The sequence below is a fragment of the Streptomyces sp. NRRL S-118 genome, from assembly GCF_000716335.1.
GTDB lineage: Bacteria > Actinomycetota > Actinomycetes > Streptomycetales > Streptomycetaceae > Streptomyces.
On the sequence record NZ_KL591005.1, the window covers coordinates 73,508 to 89,712 of the forward strand.

Annotated in this window: 13 protein-coding genes and 1 pseudogene; 8 read left to right on the forward strand and 6 right to left on the reverse strand. The window is 74.2% G+C overall.

From position 1 onward, the window contains the following. A complete protein-coding gene (locus IH00_RS0111910) occupies nucleotides 1-3,000 on the reverse strand; it encodes an NACHT domain-containing protein (RefSeq protein ID WP_052411352.1) in 3,000 nt (999 codons plus the stop codon). Nucleotides 3,001-3,121: 121 nt separating this feature from the next. Then, entirely contained in the window at nucleotides 3,122-3,439 is a 318-nt protein-coding gene (locus IH00_RS42730) for a hypothetical protein (RefSeq protein ID WP_158827791.1), read from the reverse strand. 129 nt (nucleotides 3,440-3,568) lie between these two features. On the opposite strand from IH00_RS42730, the gene IH00_RS0111920 reads away from it, so the two are divergent. Together IH00_RS0111920 and IH00_RS0111925 are read left to right on the forward strand one after the other, a co-directional pair. Then, entirely contained in the window at nucleotides 3,569-5,620 is a 2,052-nt protein-coding gene (locus IH00_RS0111920) for a penicillin acylase family protein (protein WP_031072522.1), read from the forward strand. Further along, on the forward strand, nucleotides 5,607-6,173 hold the full coding sequence (locus tag IH00_RS0111925) for a GNAT family N-acetyltransferase (RefSeq protein ID WP_031072523.1): 567 nt from the start codon (nucleotides 5,607-5,609) through the stop codon (nucleotides 6,171-6,173). The genes IH00_RS0111920 and IH00_RS0111925 overlap by 14 nt, the downstream gene beginning before the upstream one ends. A gap of 34 nt (nucleotides 6,174-6,207) precedes the next feature. Here the strand turns inward: IH00_RS0111925 and IH00_RS0111930 are convergent, their stop codons facing one another. Further along, nucleotides 6,208-7,296, reverse strand: coding sequence for an amidohydrolase family protein (locus tag IH00_RS0111930; protein WP_031072524.1), 1,089 nt, complete (start codon nucleotides 7,294-7,296; stop codon nucleotides 6,208-6,210). Nucleotides 7,297-7,375: 79 nt separating this feature from the next. Here IH00_RS0111930 and IH00_RS0111935 point away from each other — a divergent pair. Further along, nucleotides 7,376-8,470: pseudogene (locus IH00_RS0111935) on the forward strand (pyridoxal-phosphate-dependent aminotransferase family protein); the annotation flags it as partial. 118 nt (nucleotides 8,471-8,588) lie between these two features. Here IH00_RS0111935 and IH00_RS0111940 read toward each other — a convergent pair. After that, on the reverse strand, nucleotides 8,589-9,485 hold the full coding sequence (locus IH00_RS0111940) for a LysR family transcriptional regulator (protein WP_031072526.1): 897 nt from the start codon (nucleotides 9,483-9,485) through the stop codon (nucleotides 8,589-8,591). 544 nt (nucleotides 9,486-10,029) lie between these two features. Here IH00_RS0111940 and ectA point away from each other — a divergent pair. The 4 genes from ectA (at nucleotide 10,030) to thpD (ending at nucleotide 13,255) form a co-directional block, all read left to right on the forward strand. Continuing rightward, nucleotides 10,030-10,590: a diaminobutyrate acetyltransferase gene (gene ectA / locus IH00_RS0111945; RefSeq protein ID WP_031072527.1), complete on the forward strand. Its 561-nt coding sequence runs from the start codon at nucleotides 10,030-10,032 to the stop codon at nucleotides 10,588-10,590. Between the two features lie 80 nt (nucleotides 10,591-10,670). After that, nucleotides 10,671-11,939, forward strand: coding sequence for a diaminobutyrate--2-oxoglutarate transaminase (gene ectB, locus IH00_RS0111950; protein ID WP_031072529.1), 1,269 nt, complete (start codon nucleotides 10,671-10,673; stop codon nucleotides 11,937-11,939). Nucleotides 11,940-11,971: 32 nt separating this feature from the next. Beyond that, a complete protein-coding gene (locus tag IH00_RS0111955; RefSeq protein WP_031072530.1) occupies nucleotides 11,972-12,370 on the forward strand; it encodes an ectoine synthase in 399 nt (132 codons plus the stop codon). A gap of 3 nt (nucleotides 12,371-12,373) precedes the next feature. Beyond that, nucleotides 12,374-13,255 carry an ectoine hydroxylase gene (thpD, locus tag IH00_RS0111960; protein ID WP_031072532.1) on the forward strand — a complete coding sequence of 294 codons (882 nt, stop codon included), beginning with the start codon at nucleotides 12,374-12,376 and terminating at the stop codon, nucleotides 13,253-13,255. A gap of 155 nt (nucleotides 13,256-13,410) precedes the next feature. Here thpD and IH00_RS0111965 read toward each other — a convergent pair whose 3' ends face one another. Next, entirely contained in the window at nucleotides 13,411-14,493 is a 1,083-nt protein-coding gene (locus IH00_RS0111965; RefSeq protein WP_031072533.1) for an alkene reductase, read from the reverse strand. A gap of 126 nt (nucleotides 14,494-14,619) precedes the next feature. On the opposite strand from IH00_RS0111965, the gene IH00_RS0111970 reads away from it, so the two are divergent. Continuing rightward, the gene (locus IH00_RS0111970; protein WP_052411336.1) at nucleotides 14,620-15,177 is read left to right on the forward strand and encodes a MarR family winged helix-turn-helix transcriptional regulator; all 558 of its coding nucleotides are present in this window, start codon (nucleotides 14,620-14,622) and stop codon (nucleotides 15,175-15,177) included. Here the strand turns inward: IH00_RS0111970 and IH00_RS0111975 are convergent. Continuing rightward, a complete protein-coding gene (locus IH00_RS0111975) occupies nucleotides 15,126-16,184 on the reverse strand; it encodes an aminotransferase class V-fold PLP-dependent enzyme (protein ID WP_031072537.1) in 1,059 nt (352 codons plus the stop codon). The genes IH00_RS0111970 and IH00_RS0111975 overlap by 52 nt on opposite strands. Nucleotides 16,185-16,205: the final 21 nt, after the last annotated feature.

The window sequence follows — 16,205 nt, forward strand, 5'->3', positions numbered from 1 at the left end:
TCAGGCGCCGCCGCGCGGACCCGTCCCCCGGGGCGGGTCCGCGGGCCCGGCGAGCAGCCGCCGGATCCGCTCCCGCACCTCGGGCGGGACGCCGTCCAGGCCGCGCCGCACCCGGGCGCGCAGCGCGTCCCGTTCGCCGGGCGGCAGGTCCGCTCCGCCGAGCAGCAGCTCCAGCACGTCGTGCGCCACGGAGGTGGCCGGCCCGCCCGGTGACGTGACGAACGTGGTGACGGCGGGGCCCAGCCGCGCGAAGACGGGGTCCATGGCGTGCCGCACGACGGCGTCGTTGGTGCCGCCGGACACGTCCAGCTTGTGCCACAGCTCGTCCCAGTAGGTGCGCGACCAGTTCGGGCCGTCGTTGCCCCGGGGGTAGCGGTACAGCCAGTTCATGTCCACCGGGTCGGGTGTGTCCGGTGCGCCGGTCCGCAGGGCGATCTCCAGATCCCTGCCGTACCCGGCCCAGGTGCGACGGGTCTCCACGGACAGGGCGAAGTCGGTCCACTGCTCCTCGTCGAACGACGAGCGCCACAGCAGGACGTGGCGGTGCCAGGCGCTCGCGCGATCCGCCCAGGAGGGGAACAGCTCCGCCGCGGTGACGCGGCCCTTCAGCAGCAGGACCACCAGGACCAGGTTGGCGCCGTACACGCCGTGGCGGGCCGTTGTGCGCAACCGGCCGGGGCGGTAGGCGGGGTGGGGCTCCTCCGTGCGCTCGCCGTGCTGCTCCAGGACGCGGACGAGGATGCGGGCGAGCCGGTCGCGCTCGCCGCCGGGGATCCGCCGCACCATCGATCCGGCGAACCGCAGCATCTGCCGGGAGGAGAGCGGGGCGTACGACAGCAGGGTGTACGCCAGGTCGTCGTCGAGGCGGCTCTCGGCGAGGGAGAGCGCCGGCGGGCGGTGCGTGAGCAGTCCGGTGAGGACGTGCAGGGCGAGGCGGACGACCAGGTACTCGCCGAAGGTGGCGTGGAGGAACTCGTAGGTGGCGAGGGTGTGCCCGTCGCGCACGGACTGGGCGCGCTGGACGAAGAAGAAGCGGCCGAGCGCCACGTCGGCGGCTCCGAGCGGCGTGCGGAACCCCGCTTCCGCGGCGGAGGCGCGGCCGAGGAGTGCCGCGAGGTCCTCGTCCAGCTCGGCGGCCGACACCCACTGGCGGCGGCGGTTGTGCAGGGCGAAGGCGACCAGGGAGAGCCGTTGCAGCTCCCGTTCGGCCCGGGCCTGCGCCTCCCGGTCCGGTACGGCGGCGGGCCCGGGGCCGGCCTTCTCGATCTCGCGGAGGGCGAAGGAGGTGAGGAGCTCCTCGTACAGCTCCGCCTCGTCGAGGGGGTCGTCGGCGGGCGGGGCGCCGGCCGGGGGTGTGTCGCCGTCGCGCTGGAGGGCGTTGGCTGCCGCGTCGTACAGCGCCAGCATGGTGAGCAGCAGCGGCTGTGCGGCGAGGGCCGGGTGGCGGGCGACGGCCTGCCACGTCAGCGGCCGCAGTCCGCGGGCGGCGAAGCCGTCGGCGTTGGCGTCGTTCCACAGGGCGAGCCAGCGGCGGATCTGCTCGGGGCGGAAGGGCTCCAGGCGCAGGGCGACGAGGCCCTCGGGGTAGCGGGCCCGGTCGGCGACGGCGATCCGGCTGGTGACGACCGCCCGCAGGGGGCGGCCCTGTTCCGCCTCGCGCTGCTGGAAGCGGGCGACGCGGGTGAGGAAGTCGCTGTGGTGGACCCCGGTGGTCTGGAGCAGTTCGTCGAACCCGTCGAGCAGCAGGACGGGCACGGCGCCCCCGGCCGCGCGCACCAGCTCCGGCCAGGACGCCCGCTCCCCGGTCGCGGTGCGCACCGCCTGCTCGATCTGTTCCTGGAGGTCGTCCTCGGCGCGTACGTCGCGCAGCGGGACGCGGACGGGCAGGAAGCCGGCGGAGGGCAGCCGGGCGGCGAGGACCCGCGTCAGGACGGACTTGCCCGCGCCCGGCTGCCCGAGCACCAGCAGCGGTGCCTCGGCCGGCCCGGCGGACGTCAGCGCTCCGGCGAGGTAGCCGGTCAGGTCCCGGCGCACCGGGGCCTCCTCCCACCAGGACTCGGTGGCCGGTCCGCTGGAGCCGGCCACCTCGCGCACCCGGAAGTCGGGGTCGAGGTACATCTCGCGCAGCGTCGGCACGCGGATGCCTGCCGGGCCGGTGGAGGCGTCCAGGACGGGCCGGGCCAGTACGGCCTCGGAGGAGCGGGCCAGGGCAGCGGCGACGTCGGTGGGGGGCCGGGCCGTCCGGGTCAGGCCGGCCAGCAGGTCGGCGACGCCCGCGAGGGAGCGGCGCACCTCGGCCCGGGTCGCCCGGTGCTCGACCTGGGTGGTCCAGAACCCGAACTCCGGTGCCTCCTGGGCGAGCCGGGCGTACAGGGACTCGTACTGCCGGACCGCCTCGCGGGGCAGCCCGGCGCCGATCGCCCGCCGGGCCTCGTCCCGGGCGGCCCGCGGCAGGCCGCTCCAGACGCGCAGTCCCTCGGCGAAGTCGAGGAACCTCGCCGACAGGCCCCCGTACCAGCGCTCCAGCTCGTGCGTGACGGCCTCGTGGGGCAGGTGGGGCGCGGGGACCGGCGCGTCGGTCGCGGCCAGCGAGCGGGCGAACGCGGCGCCGCGCCCGTCCGCCCGGGGCGCGCCCGCCAGGGCGAGCTGGTCGCCGCGGGTCAGCTCCAGGTCCTCGACGCGGACGGGCAGGTCCAGCTCCTCCAGGGCCTGGAACCAGGCGAGGACCACGATCACGGTGTGGGCGGCGTGCAGCAGCTCGGTGCGCTCGGCGCGGCCGTCGGCGCGGCCGAGGCGCCGCCCGATGCCCCGTACGGCGTCGCGGCCGAGCGCGAGCACGCTGCCCCGGGCGTCGGCGATCCGCACGAGACCGTCGCCGACCCCGCCCGTCGCCACGTTGAGCGCGCCGCCGAGCGCCCGGTCCAGCGCGGCGACGGCGGGCGGGTCGCCGCCCAGCAGCACCAACGCGTCCGAGAACGACAGCAGTCTGCGTACCCCCACCACGCCCCCAGGGTCCATGCGCCGGTCGCGACGGTCTCGCGTCGCACTCTGGCACAGGCGATCCGGCGCGGGGGCGGGGTTCGGGAAACGCGGTGCGGGACGGGGGCCGGGAGGGGCCGCGTCAGGTGCGGCGGCGGCGCAGGACGATCAGGGCCGCGGTGCCCGCCGTGAGCAGGGCGAGGGCGCCGGCCGTGACGTAGGGGGTCGTCGGCCGCGACGTAGGGGGTCGTCGGGCGGCGCCCGTCTCGGCGAGGCCGGCGTCGGCCGGTGGTGTGGCGGCCGGCGGGGTGGCGGCCGGCACGGTGGCGGCCGGCACGGTGGCGGCCGTCTCCGGGCGTACGTCGGCGGCCAGGGCCGAGGCCGGGGCGGGGGCCGTGGCGTGGCGTGGCGTGGCGTGGCGTGGCGGGAGTGAAACGTCAGGCGCGTAACGGCAGTTCACACCAAAGAGTGGCCATCGCTTCTCTGTGTGGCCACTCCCCCACCGCGCCCTCGGCGCACCCCGGGATTGCTTCTCGGACAGGCATGTCTTAAGTTAGGCCAGCCTAACCTAAAGAGATCGGGACATGAGTTGAGCATCGAGGTCTACCGGGACACCTGGGGCATCCCGCATCTCCGCGCCGCCGACGCGCACGAACTCAGCCGCGCCCAGGGCCGTACCACCGCCCTCGACCGTGCCTGGCAGCTGGAGGTCGAGCGGCACCGCGCCCAGGGCACCACGGCCGCCTTCCTCGGCGCCGACTCCCTCGACTGGGACCTCTTCGCCCGCCGCGCCCGGCTGGCCGACACCGCACGGCGCTGCTTCGACGCGCTCGACGCACCGACGCGCGCCTGGGTCGGCGCCTACGTGGACGGCGTCAACGAGGGACTCGGCCACGGTGCCCGCCGCTCACCGGAGTTCGCCGCCACCGGCCTCGTTCCCGGACGCTGGGAGCCGTGGACCCCGCTCGCCGTGTGGCTGTCGACGCACATCCTCTTCGCGGGCTTCCCCACCAAGCTCTGGCGCGACGTGGTCGCCCGGCGCCTCGGCGAGGAGCACGTCGAGCTGTTCGCCACCGACGACCCCGCCACCTCCGGCAGCAACGGCTGGCTCGTCACCGGCGAGCGCACCGCCTCCGGCGCGGCGCTCGTCGCCGGGGATCCGCACCGGTTCATCGAGTCGCCCGGCGTCTACCAGCAGATCCGGCTCGCCTGCCCGGAGTTCGACGTGGTGGGCCTCGCCGTCCCCGGTGTCCCCGGCATGGCGCACTTCGGCCACACCGGCACGGTCGCCTGGGCCATCACCAACGCCATGGCCGACTACCAGGACCTCTACCGCGAACAGCTCCGGCGCACCGACGGCGGCGGCGTCGAGGCCCTCGGTCCGGACGGCTGGGCGCCCGCCCGCGTCCACACCGAGACCGTCGAGGTCAAGGACGGCGCACCGGTCGACGTCGAGGTGATCGAGACCGACCGCGGCCCCGTGGTCATCGACGGCCCGGACGACGTGATCAGCCTGCGCTACCCGCCGCGCGTCACCGGCGAACTGGGCTTCACCGCCCTGCCCGCGCTGCTCGCGGCCCGGACCGTCGCCGACGTGGACCGGGCCTTCGACCGCTGGATCGAGCCGGTCAACGTCGTGCAGGCAGCCGACACCGAGGGCGGGACGCTGCACCGCGTCGCCGGGTACGTCCCGCTGCGCCCGCGCGACAACCGGCTGCGCGTGGTGCCCGCCTGGGAGCCCGGCCACGAGTGGACCGGCCACCACGAGCCGATGCCGCGCGAGGCGGTGGACGGCGTGGCGGTGATGGCCAACGCCCGCGGCCTGGCGTCCCCGCTCGGCGTCGAGTTCGCGCCGCCGCACCGGGCGGAGCGGATCGCCCGGCTCCTGGACGCCTCCAAGAGCTGGACCGCGTCCGGCATGGCGGCGATCCACACCGACACCCACCTCGCCTCGGCACGCCCCCTGCTCTCGCTCGTCGCCGCCCTGCCCGACCTGGGCCCCGAGGCACGCGAACTGCGCGACCGGCTGCTGTGCTGGAACCGCCGCATGGCGGCCGACAGCACGGACGCGGCGGTGTTCGCGGCCGTGCGCGGCGCGGTCGTACGCCGTCTCGCCCAGCACCCGGCGCTCGCCGTGCTGGCCGAACCGCCCGTGTACCCCGCGCTCTTCCAGCCCTGGCTGGCCCTCGTCCCGCGGGTCGCCTACGCCCTGGAGACCCTGCTCACCGGAGGCCCTGTGCCGCCGGCCGACCGGCTAGCCGCGGTCCGCGCCGCGCTGGAGGAAGTGGCCGCGGCCCCGCCCGCCGGACCCTGGGGCGCCACCCACCGGCTCGCGCCCTGGGCGGCGCTGCCGGACGACCCCGACGACACCTGGCCGGGGCTCGACGGCGACCACGACTGCGTGCTGTCCACGTCGTCCGTGCCAGGTCTCACCGACCGCAGCGCCCGCGGCCCGGCCGCCCGCTACGTCTGGGACCTGGCCCGCCGCGAGGACAGCCTGTGGGTGGTGCCCTTCGGCGCCTCCGGCGTCCCCGGGGACCCCCACCGGCGGGACCAGCTGCCGCTGTGGCTGCAGGGCGGCCTCGCCCCCGTCATCACCGACTGGAACCAGCTCACCGAGGAGCGGCATGACCACGACTGAGTGCGTGTACGAGCAGACCGTCGACGGCTTCGGGACGGTCCGCCTCGTCCGCGTCGACCCGGCCCGCGACGCGGAGTTGCTGCACGGCTGGGTCAGCGAGGAGCGCGCCCGGTTCTGGGGCATGCGGGAGGCGGGCGTCGAGGACGTACGGGAGGTCTACGCCCACCTGGACTCGCTGACCACGCACCACGCGTTCCTGGCGTACCGGGACGACGTGCCGGTCGCGCTCTTCCAGACGTACGAGCCGGAGGCGGACCGGGTCGGCGAGTGCTACGACGTGCGGCCGGGCGACATCGGCGTCCACCTGCTGATCGCACCCGCGCAGGTGCCCGAGCGCGGCTTCTCCGGGCACCTGCTGACCGTGCTGACGACGTTCGCGCTGACCGGCCACGAGCGGATCGTGGCCGAGCCGGACGCGGCGAACGACAAGGCGATCGCGCTGCTGGAGCGCTACGGGTTCGAACTCGGCCCGGAGGTGGTCCTGCCGGAGATCGTGCTCCCGGAGGTCCATCTCGTCGAGAAGCGCGCCCGGTTGGCGTTCTTCAGCCGCTGACGCCGTACCCCGCGGAGTCGGCAGGCGCCCGGCGTCAGCCGACGATCCGGCCGCCCAGGACCACGCGCCGCGGAGCCGCGAGGACGCGGACGTCCGCGCGCGGGTCCTCCTCGTAGACGACCAGGTCCGCCGGGGCGCCCTCCTCCAGGGACGGGCGCCCCAGCCATGCCCGCGCCGCCCACGCCGTGGCCGACAGGGCCTCGACCGGCGGGATGCCGGCGGCGACGAGCTCGGCGACCTCCGCGGCGACCAGGCCGTGCGCCAGGGAGCCGCCCGCGTCGGTGCCGACGAAGACCGGGACGCCCGCGTCGTACGCGGCGCGCACCGTGTCGTACCGGCGCTCGTGCAGCCGCCGCATGTGGTCCGCCCAGCGCGGGAACTTGGCCTCTCCGCCCTGGGCGAGCTTCGGGAACGTGGCGATGTTGACGAGCGTCGGGACGATCGCCACGCCGCGCTCCGCGAACAGCGGGATGGTCTCCTCGGTCAGGCCCGTGGCGTGCTCGATGCAGTCGATCCCGGCCTCCACCAGGTCCCGCAGCGACTCCTCGGCGAAGCAGTGGGCCGTCACGCGCGCGCCGAGCCGGTGGGCCTCCGCGATGGCCGCCTCCACCTCCGCGCGCGGCCAGCAGGCGCCCAGGTCCCCCGTCTCGCGGTCGAGCCAGTCGCCGACGAGCTTGACCCAGCCGTCACCGCGGCGGGCCTCCTGCGCGACGTACGCGACGAGGTCGGCCGGCTCGATCTCGTGGGCGTAGTTGCGGATGTAGCGGCGGGTGCGGGCGATGTGCCGGCCCGCGCGGATGATCTTCGGCAGGTCGTCTCGGTCGTCGATCCACCGGGTGTCGGCCGGCGAACCGGCGTCACGGATCAGCAGCGTGCCGGCGTCCCGGTCGGTGAGCGCCTGCTTCTCGCTGGTGGCCTCGTCGACCGCGCCGTGGGCGTCGAGGCCGACGTGGCAGTGCGCGTCGACCAGGCCGGGCAGCGCCCAGCCCGTCACCGTCCGGACGTCCGCCGCGGCGGACGACGGCCGTTCGTGGCTGACGCGCCCGTCGATCACCCACAGCTCGTCGCGGACGTCCTCCGGGCCGACGAGCACCCGCCCCTTCACATGCAGCACCAGGCTCATGCCCAGCACTCTACGAGGGCGTGGATACGCTCGGCCGAGCCGGCCGTACGAGAACGCGACGAACAGGAAGAGCAGCGCCGTGACGCACCCCCTCCTCGACCTCCCCCCGCTGACCGCCGCCCGCTTCGCGGCCATCGAGCGGCGGGTCGCCGCGCTGCTCTCCACCGAGCAGGACGTGGTCATCACGCAGGGAGAGGCGCTGCTGCCGCTGGAGGGCTGCATCCGCTCGGGCGCGCGCCCCGGCTCGACCGCGCTGAACGTGATCACCGGACCGTACGGGCAGACCTTCGGCAACTGGCTGCGGGACTGCGGTGCCCGGGTGGTGGACCTGGAGGTGCCGTTCCGCACGGCGGTCACCGCCGGCCAGGTCGCCGAGGCGCTGGAGCGGCACCCGGAGACCGACTTCGTCTCGCTCGTGCACGCCGAGGCGGCGACCGGGAACACCAACCCGGTGGCCGCGATCGGTGAGGTGGTACGGGCGCACGGCGCGCTGTTCATGCTGGACGCGGTGGCGTCGGTGGGCGCCGAGCCGCTGCTGCCGGACGCCTGGGGCGTGGACCTGTGCGTGATCGGCGCCCAGAAGGCGATGGGCGGGCCCGCGGGCGTCTCGGCGGTCTCGGTGAGCGGCCGGGCGTGGGAGCGGTTCGCGGCCAACCCGGCGGCGCCGCGCCGCTCGTACCTGTCGCTGCTGGACTGGAAGGAGCGCTGGATCGACGGCGGCCGCAAGGCGCTGCTGCACGCTCCGGCGCAGCTGGAGATGCTGGCGCTGGAGGCGTGCGTGGAGCGCATCGAGGCGGAGGGCCTGGACGCGGTGATCGCCCGCCACGCCTCGGCCGCGGCGGCCGCACGGGCGGGGGCGCTGGCGCTCGGCGGCGGTCTGGAGCCGTACGTGCACGAGGCGCAGGACGCCGCTCCGGTGGCCACGACGCTGCGGACCCCGGCCGGGACCGACGCGTCGGAGGTGGTGGCCGCGGCCCTGGCCGCCGATCCGTCGCTGCCGCTGGCCGCGGGCGGGGGCGCGCTCGCGAAGGAGATGATCCGGGTGAACCACTACGGCCCGGACGCCTCGCCGGAGGCCGTCGCGTCCGCGCTGGCGGCCCTGGGCGCCGCGCTCGACGGGCGGGGCCTCCCGGTGGACGCGGACGCCGCGCGCCGGGCGGCCGCCGCGGCGTGGGGCCGCCCGCGGGGCCGGCGGCCCCGGGGCCGAACCGGGGCCGCCGCTGTCCCGAGGGCCGGAGCCGGAGCCCCGCTCCCGACGGCCCGGGCCGGAGAGACCGCCCGCGGAGGGGGCCTCACCGGGGCGTGGGAACCGCCACGGGCCTGAGGCCGTGCGTCGTGCAGAGCGCGTCCAGGAGCGCCTGGATCGGCGGGGAGGGCGGTCCCGGGGGTGTGGCCAGGGACACGGGCACCGTCAGGTCGGGCAGGGCGCGGAAGACGACCCGCTCCACCGGGGGCAGGCCGCCCACCGGGTGGAACACCGTCCAGGACGGCTCCGGCCCGGCCGCCAGGTCGGTGAGCGTGTCGTGGAGCGTGGTGAACGGCGGGCCGGGGATCCAGCCGGGGAGCGCCGCCGTGACCAGGTCGTGGAACGCCGGGTTCGCCGCGCGGGGCGCGAGCCGCAGCGGCAGCCGGAGGAGGGCGTCGAGGCCCGGCGACTCCCCGGCGGCCAGCGGGTGGGCGGCCGGCAGCGCGGCGATGAGCGGCTCGTACCACAGCGGGTGCAGGTCCACGCCCTCGGCGTGCTCCACGGTCCGGACGAGAGCGGCGTCGAACGTGCCCGAGCGCACCGCCGCGAGCCGGGCCTCCTGAGGCGCCCGCTCCAGCCGTACGCGCAGTCCGGGACGGCTCGCCGCCAGGGTGTCGAGGGCCCGGTAGACCCGGTCGGCGAACGCGCGCGCGGTACCGAGCCGGATCAGGCCCTCCGTGCCGGCGGCGATGCCGGCGGCGATGCGGCGGACCCGGTCGGCCGCACCGAGTGCCGCGCGCGCCTCGGGCAGCAGCCGCTCACCGGCGGCCGTGAGACGCACGTGCCGGATGGAGCGGTCGAAGAGCCGCAGACCCAGCTCCCGCTCCAGGGCGGCGATCTGCCGTTCCAGTGCGGCGCGGACGATGCGCAGCCGCTCGGCGGCGCGGCCGAAGCCGAGCTCCTCGGCGACCGCGACGAAACACTCCAGCTGACGCAGCTCCATCCCCGTGTTCCCCCCACCCATCAGCGCTGATGATCACTGTGCTGGTCAACCGCTTCCCGGTCACGTCTTCTTCCCCGCCCTGTACTTGTTCCCGGCGCGCACGCGGGGCTGAACCGTGCGTACGGCCACACGTACGGGCGAGGGGCGGCGCATGACTCAACCGGGCCGCCCGGCAGCCCGGGGGAAGAGGCTGCGGGCGAGGCGCCGAAATCGAGGAACGGCGTTATTCCACTGAACTCCGCGGAACTTTATGAAGGTCGATATACGGGTGGGTTTCCCGAGTTCTCCTGCCCCGTTCCACGGAACCTAAACGCAAAGATTTCATTGAGGCTCCGTGAGCAATTCGGAAACATGTCAAGCCACTCGGCCCGGTGTGATCGACTCCACATGACGTCCTATTTGCCCGTTAATATCCGGGCAAATGCGAACGTCAGCAGGGACCGGCTCCTCAAGGCTCACGCCTGCGCGATAACACAGGAGGGCAGGTCCACCCAACCCCTCCCGCCGATGCAATTTCAGAAATTGCTGGGTAAGTTCAATTCGCATGACCGCCGCACAAGCAGACCTTGCACGTGCCCGAAACGAATTTCACCGAGCCGAACCGGACACCGCGTCGCCGGCCATCGTGGTCGACGCCCCCCGCGTCGAGGACGGAGCCGCGATCTGGCGCATCGCCCGCGACTCCGAGGTGCTGGACCTGAACTCCTCCTACAGCTACCTGCTGTGGTGCCGGGACTTCGCCGCCACCTCCCTCGTGGCGCGCGGCGCCGACGGCGAGCCGATCGCCTTCGTCACCGGCTACATCCGGCCGCAGCGGCCGGGAACGCTCGTCGTCTGGCAGGTCGCCGTCGACCACGGCCACCGCGGCCGGGGCCTGGCCGGGGTGCTGCTCGACGCCCTGACCGCGCGCCTCGCCGGACAGGGCGTCCGCACCCTGGAGACGACGATCACTCCGGACAACACCGCGTCCGACCGGCTCTTCACCTCGTACGCCGAGCGCCGGGGAGCGTCCGTGGAGCGCGAGGTCCTCTTCGACGGGGGGCTGTTCCCCGAGGGAACCCACGAACCGGAAGTGCTCTACCGCATCGGCCCGATCGCCGCCTGAGGCACTCCCCGCCCTGGCCCACTCCCTCCCCTCCCCCTCCCCTCCCCTTCCCAGACCCCCCACCGAGGAGACGAACCGCCGTGACCATCACCCCGCCCGCCCTGAGCGTCTTCGAGACCCTGGAGTCGGAGGTGCGCAGCTACTGCCGCGGCTGGCCCGCCGTGTTCGACCGCGCGCAGGGTGCCCGCCTCACCGACGAGGACGGCCACACCTACCTGGACTTCTTCGCCGGGGCCGGCTCACTCAACTACGGCCACAACAACCCGGTCCTCAAACGTGCGCTGCTCGACTACCTGGAACGCGACGGCATCACCCATGGCCTCGACATGGCGACGACCGCCAAACGCGCCTTCCTGGAGTCCTTCCAGAACGTGGTGCTGCGGCCCCGTGACCTGCCGTACAAGGTGATGTTCCCCGGGCCGACGGGCACCAACGCCGTGGAGGCCGCGCTGAAGCTGGCCCGCAAGGTGAAGGGCCGCGAGGCGATCGTGTCGTTCACCAACGCCTTCCACGGCATGTCGCTCGGCTCGCTCGCCGTCACCGGCAACGCGTTCAAGCGGGCGGGCGCCGGGATCCCGCTGGTGCACGGCACGCCGATGCCGTTCGACAACTACCTCGACGGCCGTGTGCCGGACTTCCTGTGGTTCGAGCGGCTGCTGGAGGACCAGGGCTCCGGGCTGAACAAGCCAGCCGCCGTGATCGTCGAGACGGTGCAGGGCGAGGGCGGCATCAACGTGGCCCGCCCCGAGTGGCTGCGGGCGCTGCGGGAGCTGTGCGACCGCCAGGACATGCTGCTGATCGTCGACGACATCCAGATGGGCTGCGGCCGCACCGGCGCCTTCTTCTCCTTCGAGGAGGCCGGCATCACCCCGGACATCGTCACGCTGTCCAAGTCCATCAGCGGGTACGGCCTGCCGATGTCGCTCTGCCTGTTCATGCCGGAGCTGGACGTGTGGGGCCCGGGCGAGCACAACGGCACCTTCCGCGGCAACAACCCGGCCTTCGTCACCGCGACCGCCGCGCTGGAGACGTACTGGGCCGACGGCCAGATGGAGAAGCAGACCATCACGCGCGGCGAGCAGGTCGAGCAGGCGCTGCTGGCGATCTGCGACGAGAACTCCGCGTACGGGGCCCACTACCGGGGCCGCGGCCTGGTGTGGGGCATGGAGTTCGCCGACAAGGCACGGGCCACCGAGATCTGCCGCCGCGCCTTCGAGCTGGGGCTGCTGCTGGAGACCTCCGGCCCGCAGAGCGAGGTGGTCAAGCTGCTGCCGCCGCTGACCATCACGCCCGACGAGCTGGACGAAGGGCTGCGCACGCTGGCCCGCGCCGTCCGCGAGACCGCCTGAACCCCGCGCGTACGAAAGGAAGTCGCACCACCGTGATCGTCCGATCGCTGAAGGACATCGAGAACACCGAACGCCATGTGAAGGCCGCCTCCGGCACCTGGGAGAGCAAGCGCATCGTGCTCGCCAAGGAGAAGGTCGGCTTCTCGCTGCACGAGACCGTCCTGTACGCCGGGACCGAGACGTCGATGTGGTACGCGAACCACATCGAGGCCGTGCTGTGCGTCGAGGGCGAGGCCGAGCTGACCGACCACGAGACGGGCGAGACGCACTGGATCGAGCCGGGGACGATGTACCTGCTCGACGGCCACGAGCGCCACACCCTGCGCCCCAAGACCGATTTCCGGTGCGTGTGCGTCTTCAACCCTCCCGTCACCGGACGGGAGGACCACGACGAGAACGGCGTCTACCCGCTGTTGACCGAGGAGGGCTGAACCATGACCCTGACCACCACCACCGTCCAGGACCTGTACCCGACCCGTGGCACGTCCGAGGTGATGACGCCCCGCCAGGACCCGGTCGTCTGGGGCCCGGCCTCGACGCCCGAGCTGCGGTCGTACGAGCGGGACGGCTTCCTCGCGGTCGACCAGCTGATCACCGAGGACGAGGTCGCCGTCTACCACGCCGAGCTGGAGCGGCTGATCTCCGACCCCGCCGTACGCGCCGACGAGCGCTCGATCATCGAGCCGAAGTCGCAGGACGTGCGGTCGGTCTTCGAGGTGCACAGGATCAGCGAGGTGTTCGCGAACCTGGTGCGCGACGAACGCGTCGTCGGCCGGGCCCGCGAGATCCTCGGCTCGGACGTGTACGTCCACCAGTCGCGCATCAACGTGAAGCCGGGCTTCGGCGCGTCGGGCTTCTACTGGCACTCGGACTTCGAGACGTGGCACGCGGAGGACGGGCTGCCGCGGATGCGGACGGTGTCGGTGTCGATCGCGCTGACCGAGAATCACGACACCAACGGCGGCCTGATGATCATGCCGGGGTCGCACCGGACGTTCCTGGGGTGCGCGGGCGCGACGCCGAAGGACAACTACAAGAAGTCGCTGCAGATGCAGGACGCGGGGACGCCGTCGGACGAGGCGCTGACCGCGTTCGCCGACGCGCACGGGATCCGGCTGTTCACCGGCAGGGCGGGGTCGGCGACCTGGTTCGACTGCAACTGCATGCACGGCTCGGGCGACAACATCACGCCGTACCCGCGCAGCAACGTCTTCATCGTCTTCAACAGCGTGGAGAACGCGGCGGTGGAGCCCTTCGCAGCACCGGTACGCCGCCCGGAGTTCATCGGGGCGCGCGACGTCACGCCGGTGCGCTGACCCCTCACGCGGGGGTCCGGGGGTCGCCCCCCGGAAGACACGGCATCGGGGCGCGCGACGTCACGCCGGTGCGCTGACGCCGGGAGGCGCCGGGGCGGAGCGGGTGCGGAAGGGGCGGGGCCGGTCATGGCCCCGCCCCTTCGCGTGCGCGTCCGTCAGGCGCCCAGTGCCGAGTAGTCGGTGTAGCCGCGGTGGTCGCCCCCGTAGAAGGTGGAGGTGTCCGGCGTGTTGTACGGGCCGCCCGCCCGCAGCCGGGCCGGCAGGTCCGGGTTGGCGAGGAACAGCGCGCCGAACGAGACGATGTCGGCCGTGCCGTCCTCGATGAGGGCGAGGTCCTCCGCGCCCGTCGGGCGGCCCTCGGTCGCGGGGTTCAGCACGAAGGTGCCGGGGAACTGCTTGCGCAGGGCGAGCGTGATGTCGCGGGTGCCCGGCGCCTCTCCCACGTGCAGGTAGGCGATGCCCAGCGGCTCGATGGCCCGCAGCAGCGCCGTGTAGGCGGGCTCCGGCTCGGGCTCGTCGATGTCGTTGAACGCGTTGCCGGGCGAGATGCGCAGCCCCGTGCGCTCGGGGCCGATGGCGGCGGCGACCGCGGTGACCACCTCGACGGCGAAGCGGATGCGACCCTCGACGGAGCCGCCCCACGCGTCCGTGCGCCGGTTGCTGCCGGGGGCGAGGAACTGGTGGATCAGGTAGCCGTTGGCGCCGTGCAGCTCGACACCGTCGAAGCCCGCCTCCACGGCGTTGCGGGCGGCGGCGGCGAAGTCGGCGACGGTGGCCCGGATCTCCGCGTCGGTGAGCTCGCGCGGGGTCACGAGGTCCTTGGGACCCTGCGCGGTGAAGACCTGCCCCTTGGCGGCGACGGCGGAGGCGCCCACCGGGTGCAGGTCGCCGGGCTGGTCGGCCAGCAGGTCCGGGTGGCCGATGCGGCCGGCGTGCATGAGCTGGGCGAAGATCCTGCCGCCCTCGGCGTGCACGGCATCGGTGACCTCGCGCCAGGCGGCGATCTGCTCGGCGCTGTGCAGCCCGGGCGTGCCGGGGTAGCCCTGGCCGACCGGCGAGGGCTGGACGCCCTCGGTGATGATCAGGCCGGCGGAGGCGCGCTGGGCGTAGTACTCGACGGTGAGGCGGGTGGGGACCCGGGTGTCGGCGGTGGCCCTGCTCCGGGTCATCGGAGCCATGGCTATGCGGTTGGCGAGCTGTGTGCCGGAGAGGTCGATCGGGTCGAACGCGGTGGTCATGGGTGCTCCCGAAGGTTTTATTGGTCGGCCAAGCTTTGGTGCCGATAACACCGTAACGCATCCATTGGCCGACCAAGGTAAAATGTGAGCACCACCGCAGCCGGACGTGAACCACGAGGAGTCGCGATGTCCGCCGAGCCCGTCCGCAGCGACCGGCTGCCGCCCGCGGCGCGCGGCGGTCCGGTCAGCCACACGCTCGCCCGGGTGGCCCGGATGCACCGGGCGACCGCCGGCCGGCTGCTCCGGGCCGCCGGCATCTACCCGGGCCAGGAGTTCGTGATGATGTGCCTCTGGGACCACGGCCCGGTGCGCCAGTCGGAGCTGATCAAGCGGGCGGAGCTCGACCCCTCGACCGTCACGAAGATGCTCCAGCGCCTGGAGCAGGCCGGGCACGTGCGCCGCTCCCCCGACCCCGCCGACCGGCGCGCCGTGGTGGTCGAGGCCACCGGCGAGAGCTGTGCGCTGCTCGCCCAGGTGGCCGACGCCTGGCGCGAGCTGGAGGAGCACACCCTCGCCGGGCTCGACGCGCGGGAACGCGCCGAGCTCGCCCGGCTGCTCGGCAAGGTCGAGGCGAACCTCTGCACGGAGGAGGCGGAGTGCCCCACCACGGCGGCACCCGCGCAAGGGCCTCGTCAGGAGGAGAGCACGTCCAGCGCCCGGTCGACGTCGGCGGCCGAGTTGTAGAGGTGGAAGCCCACGCGCAGGTTCCCGGCCCGGGCCCCCGCGAGGACGCCCGCGCGGGCCAGATCCGCCTGCCGTCCGCCGAGGCCCGGCACCGCGACGATGACCGACGCGGCGGCGCCGGGGTCGACCGGCTCGTGCCCGAGGTCCGCGAGCCCGGCGCGGAAGCGCGCGGCGAGCGCCGTGCCGTGGGCGTGGATCGCCTCGATGCCGATCTCCTCCAGCAGCGCCAGGGACCGCTCGGCTCCGTGGTAGGCGAAGAAGCTCTGCGGCTCGTCGTAGCGCCGCGCCGACGTCGCGAGCCGCTCGACGGGCCCGTAGGTGCTCGTCCACAGGTCCTCGCCCGCGACCCAGCCCGCGTGGACCGGCACCAGTGACTCCTGGGCCTCCTCGCTCACCGTGAGGAAGGACGCGCCGCGGGGGCAGAGCAGGTACTTGTAGCCGCCGGCGACGGTGTAGTCGTACGCGCCCGCGTCCAGTGGCAGCCAGCCCGCCGACTGGGAGGCGTCCAGCAGTGTGCGAGCGCCGTGCGCGGCCGCCGCCTCGCGCACGGCCGCCAGGTCGGCGACGCGCCCGTCGGCGGACTGGGCCGCCGAGAAGGCGACGAGCGCCGTCCCGGGACGCACGGCTCCGGCCAGCTCCTCCAGCGGCACGAACCGGGCCTTGAGGTCGCCGCGCACCGTGAACGGCGTGATCACGGAGCTGAAGTCGCCCTGTGCGAACAGCACTTCGGCGCCCGGTGGCAGCGAGGCGGCGATCAGCGCCACATGCACGGTGACCGACCCGCCGAGCGCCACGCGGTCCGGGTGCACCCCGGCGAGCCGGGCGAAGCGCTCACGGGCGGTGGCCACCACCTCGAAGCTGCCCGCCCCGTCGGGCCGCCCGGCGGCGTTCTCCTCGGCGAGGGCCGTGACGGCGTCGACGGTCCGGCGGGGCAGCAGCCCGCAGGCGGAGGTGTTCAGATACGTCTGCGCGGGCGCGAACTCGGCGCCTCCGAGAGGGGTTGCCATGCCCCCACCCTGCGGGCCGCC